The organism is Methanobrevibacter sp. (assembly GCF_045577275.1).
GTDB lineage: Archaea > Methanobacteriota > Methanobacteria > Methanobacteriales > Methanobacteriaceae > Methanobrevibacter.
The window spans coordinates 1-5,127 of the sequence record NZ_JAZNIB010000290.1 but is presented as its reverse complement, the minus strand read 5'-3'; the positions used below and the strand labels follow the sequence as shown (position 1 = coordinate 5,127).

The 5,127-nt window shown below is 33.2% G+C and carries 4 protein-coding genes; all 4 read right to left on the bottom strand.

Features of this window, described 5'->3' with window-relative positions; all coding sequences use genetic code 11:
• Nucleotides 1-1,119, bottom strand: a 1,119-nt coding sequence (locus ACKI67_RS08415) for a DUF2207 domain-containing protein (protein WP_407463079.1), incomplete at its 3' end; no start/stop codon positions are given.
• Between the two features lie 118 nt (nt 1,120-1,237).
• Nucleotides 1,238-1,792 (bottom strand): LemA family protein, encoded by a 555-nt coding sequence (locus ACKI67_RS08410; RefSeq protein WP_407463078.1) that lies wholly within the window; start codon nt 1,790-1,792, stop codon nt 1,238-1,240.
• Nucleotides 1,793-2,049: 257 nt separating this feature from the next.
• The gene (locus ACKI67_RS08405; RefSeq protein WP_407463076.1) at nt 2,050-3,270 is read right to left on the bottom strand and encodes an MFS transporter; all 1,221 of its coding nucleotides are present in this window, start codon (nt 3,268-3,270) and stop codon (nt 2,050-2,052) included.
• 275 nt (nt 3,271-3,545) lie between these two features.
• On the bottom strand, nt 3,546-5,003 hold the full coding sequence (locus ACKI67_RS08400) for a sodium-dependent transporter (protein ID WP_407463075.1): 1,458 nt from the start codon (nt 5,001-5,003) through the stop codon (nt 3,546-3,548).
• Between the last annotated feature and the right edge of the window lie 124 nt (nt 5,004-5,127).

Here is a 5,127-nt window from a genome sequence, read left to right as displayed (position 1 = left end):
AAAGCTGATTCTGCCATTCAATTCATATGTTCTTAAGATATCAATCAATTCCCTTTCATCCCTTTCTAGGCCATCTGTTGACTTGACGGTAATGAAAGTTGTTTTGGTGAATTCAGTATCATCTTCAGAGTCCACTCCAAGTTTACCTCTGTCAATCAAATCCATAATCGTAGCTTGGAAAGCCTTCTGGTCCAAATCTCCAACATTCTTTCCAAATCCGCTCATAAGTGCATTTACAAATGCAGGAGGGTCATTAGTAGGAGGTTCATGCTCATAGATTCCTTGATAGTCTGTTTTTGGTTCCCTTCCAATCCTATAATAGATTGCAAGTGGAATTGCACATAATGCAAGCAAGAGATAATTGACTACAGAACCTACAGTGCTTAAGAGACTCTGAGTATTCTCCTCATCCTGCTGCATACTTCTTATCTTATCAGCAGCAGTTTGATTGATATGCTGTGCAAAAGGAGTGACTTCTCCGAATTCGCTTAAAGGAATAAGTGCCCTTGCCTCAACATAGCTTCCTTCAGATACGCCATCACTGGTGATGACCAAATTGCCATCAGACCATTTAGCTTCTGCATCACTGTAAGCAGGATTAATCCAATATTCAAGCTTTTTGTCACTTGGGAAGCGGATTACAGCATCAAGGGAGCCTAAACTTTCTTCCCATTCATCTCCCCAAACCTTATATTGGAGCTCTCCAACATCATTGTAAATCTTTACAACATGGGTAAAGTCGTATTGGAGATATACCTTGACATTGGTTCCAGATGAGATGCCTTGGGTTTTGGCTGCATCACGATAAAGATAGATCTTTATCCTTTCCTCACCGTTATAATTGATGACCTGATAATCGTAGTAGGCACCATCAACCTTAACTTGAAGATTCTCAATGCTCTGACCTTGCTTTAGGGGAATGTCCCTATATACACCATGTGCGGAACTTGAGAAATGATAATCAATCTCTTCATAAACATTGATCAATCCATCATCATATACCTGTATATCCACATTGGCATATGGAATTGAATAATCTACAGCAGAGACTGCAGGCAATACGGATATAAAGAATATTGAGACGATAATAATGGCCAATGCCTTATTTTTTAAATTCATAGTTTCACCTATTAATATATGGAGAATAAACCCCATATATTAATTAAATCTAAATTAGAAGATTAGAATTAAATTTAATCTAATTTTTAAATCTATTTGACTTTGGTTCATTTTTTAATTAGAATTCAACTTTAGGTACAGATCTTGCTTCACCAGCAGCTTCGAAGAAGTCAGCTTCATTAAATCCGAAAAGATTTGCAAAAATATTGCTTGGGAAGGTTTGACATTTGTTGTTGTACATTAAGACTGTATCATTGTAAAACTGTCTGGAGTAAGCGATCTTATCTTCTGTTTGAGCCAATTGAGCTTGCAATTCCTTGAAGTTTTCATTTGCCTTCAATTCAGGATAGTTTTCTGCAACTGCAAACAATGTCTTCAAAGTGCTTGACAATTGGTTGTTGGCTTCACTGATTTCCTTTACGCCATTTGCATTCATCAAGCCTGCTCTTGCAGCTGTCACGTCTTCAAATACAGATTTTTCATGACCTGCATATCCTTTTACGGTTTCTACCAAGTTAGGAATCAAATCCGCTCTTCTATTCAATTGAACATCAATTTGAGCCCATGCATTCTTTACTTTATTTCTTGCAGTTACGAGGCCGTTGTAAATGCCTACAATAGCTATAAGAATAATGATTATTAAGATAATTAAAATTATTAATATAATGCTCATAGTTTCACCCACGAAAATTTTCATAATCCTAATTAGAATTACAATAATTATTTTATTTCTCAATTAATAATACCAATTAGAATTACAATAATTATTTTATTTTTCAATTAATAATACCAATTAGAATTACTATAAAATTATTTATTTTCATTTAAATATTTATTCTTTTGTATTTTAATTTGATGAAATAATTTATTTTTAAATAAAGTTTACTGAATATAACTTAAAATAAATATAAAAAAAGATATGTGAGTTATTTACTTTCTAAGGGCATAAACTGCTATTGGAAGTGCAAGCAATGTAATAAAAGAAGATATAAAGTAAACTGGAGCATATCCACTGCTTAAACTAACAAATGAACCTAACAATGCAGGTCCGAATCCCATTGTTCCATCACAAAATATGTAGAATGTTGATATTGCATAAGGACGGCGATTGACAGGTGCATCCCTTGTAACGATAGCAGTACAGGCAGAATTCAATGTACCGAAACCGAGTGCTGCGCAAACTGCACAAATCATGACTGTCAATGTGGAAGGCATCCAAGCGATGAGGAAAAGACCAATAGACTGTGCAATGATTCCTGTGTAAACTATGATTTTATCCCCATATGTATCCTGTATCTTTCCTGCTATAGGACGTGATGCAACCAAAACGATTGAATACACTATAAAGAACAATGAAAATGCACTTATCAAATCAGTCTCAACTGCATAAAGCCTGTAAAATGACAATATTGAAACATATCCAAGACTTGTCAATCCTGTAAAAAGGGAAACTGGAATGGCAGGAACTTCAAATATCTTATCTATGATGCCATATTTTGGCTTCTCTTCAAGAATACCATCATTATTTTCCATTTCAAGATTTTCTTTATCCTCATCATTCTTCAAATCATATTTTCCTATATCCAAAATGAGAATGCATAATAATGCAATGAAAGAGAATGCTGTAGCAAGAGCAAATGATCCTAAGGCACCCCAATGATCATAGAAAAATCCTGATATATAAGGTCCTAAACCAACAGCAATGGTTGTTCCTAGCATAAAGTATCCAAAAGCTTCTGCAAATCTTTTCTTAGGAAGTATTGCACTTGCAATGGTAACGATTGCATTTGCAGAGGCTCCAAATCCAAGCCCATGGATAAATCGAACGATTAAAAGTAGAGTGACATTATCTGCAAAAAAGTATAGAATGCAGGCTAAAAAGTGAATGCTTAAAAAAACAATGGCCAATCTTTTCCAGTTCATCCGTTCAAGTGCATTGGCAGAGTAGATTCTTGAACAAAGCCCACCGAAGATATATATTCCAGAGACTAATCCTGCAATGCTTGCACTGGTTCCCATAGATGTGGCATACTCTGTAACAGTAGACATCAATGCATACATTACAAGTGCTGAAAAGAGGAGTGCAGAGAATATTAAAAAGAAATCCATTGTAAATATTTTCTCATCATTTTGACTAATTGATTTTTCCACATTCATCATTAATTGTTTTGTATTTTTATATATAAAAAAGTAGTTAAATCTATAAAAAATATTTAAAAAAGGTAGTTAAAACCTAAAAAATTATTAAAAAAAATATAGTTAAAAGAGGAAATAATTAAAAAAATAGTTAAAACCTAAAAAATTATTAAAAAAAATATAGTTAAAAGCGGAAATAATTAAAAAAATAGTTAAAAACTAAAATTATTAAAAAAAGCAGTTAAATAATTAATGATTTATTAAAAAAAAGTAATTAAAATTGATAATTACTATTCAATTATCCTGGATTTCCTTTTAGTTAATATAAAACTCATAACCAAGACAACAACAACAATAATCAAATCAATCATCAATTCAAATGCACTTGCTTCATAAAATAAATCATAGAGCCCATAAATCCAGATTCCTAATATTAAAACAGGCAATAAGTATTTGATTACAAAAATCCATTTTTTACCTACCTTTATGGTTCCATGGTCATTTAAAATTGGAACAAGGTCCTCAATCTTATAGAACCATCCAAAGATTATGCATTGCAATCCAATCAAAAACAGAATGCCGAACTCATTTATGAATTCATCAATGATTCCAATCAAATAGCTGCCGATTCCTGTAGTGAAGAGAAGTGAAATTGCACAACCGATAATCGATAGAATTGTAGTGGCCTGCCTACGGCTTAAATTATATTTATGGCTTATGGAGGACAACATAGGTTCAAACAGTCCTAAAGCAGATGTGATGCCTGCAAAGAAAATGGCCAAGAAGAACAAAGGAGCCAATACTTTAGCGAATGGTCCCATAACATTAAAGATCATTGGGAATACATCAAATACAAGTCCAGTACCCTCTGCAACAAGATTGCTTAACCTTATTCCTGAATGCAAGGACATGAATCCAAGAACTGAAAACACACCAAAAGCAGTGAATATTTCAAACAATGAGTTTGCTGCAACAACCAACAATACATTATCTGCCAATTTTGATTTATCCGGAAGATAACTGGCATATGTCATTGCAATAGCCTGACCCATACTCAAGGAAAAGATGATTTGACCGCATGCAGCAAGCCAAATGTCAATGTCCAAAAGGGTGCTCCAATTAGGCCTGATCAATGCATAAATACCTATCATATGTCCAGGTAGTGTAAATGCATAAAATACAATGATAGCCATCATCACAAACAATGCAGGAATCAAAACCTTAGCAACCTTTCCTATTCCTTCATTGAGGTCCTTATGTGAAATGAACCATAAAATTGCCCAAATAAAAAGGGTGGCAATAGCTGTAGGAATTAACACAGTCCACGCATTAGCCAGATTGGAGTCTCCTCCAACGAAATTCGCAAAGTAAACTGTCGGATCTGCTCCCCATGAAAATGTAAAGCTTGACAGTAAATAGATTAAATCCCAACTAATGATGACCATATAATAGCATACTACTATAAATACAAATAGAAGAAGCATCCAAGCAATATACTCAAATCGCTCATTTATTGACTTTAATATATTTGAAAATGAATCCTTGAAGCTGAAACCAAGTCCGTATTCAAGTATTAAAAAAGGAATTCCCAATATTGCAATAGCTAAAAAATAAGGAATGAAAAATGATCCTCCACCATTGGAATACAATACATAACTGAATCTCCATATGTTTCCAAGCCCAACTGCTGCACCAATCATTGCCAATAAAAATGAAATTGAACTATCCCATTGTAAATTTTCACTCATAAAATTACCCATTACATTTAGTATTATTACTTTTATTTAAATCAATATATAAAATTTAAGAAAAAATGTCACTATATAAAAGATAATAAAAAAAATTAAAAAATCTAACAAAATATCACTATTT

What these genes read in the sequence shown, in the direction of transcription:
- ACKI67_RS08410 (WP_407463078.1), bottom strand. Translation starts at nt 1,792, where the DNA reads ATGAGCATTATATTAATAATTTTAATTATCTTAATAATCATTATTCTT.
- ACKI67_RS08400 (WP_407463075.1), bottom strand. Translation starts at nt 5,003, where the DNA reads ATGAGTGAAAATTTACAATGGGATAGTTCAATTTCATTTTTATTGGCA.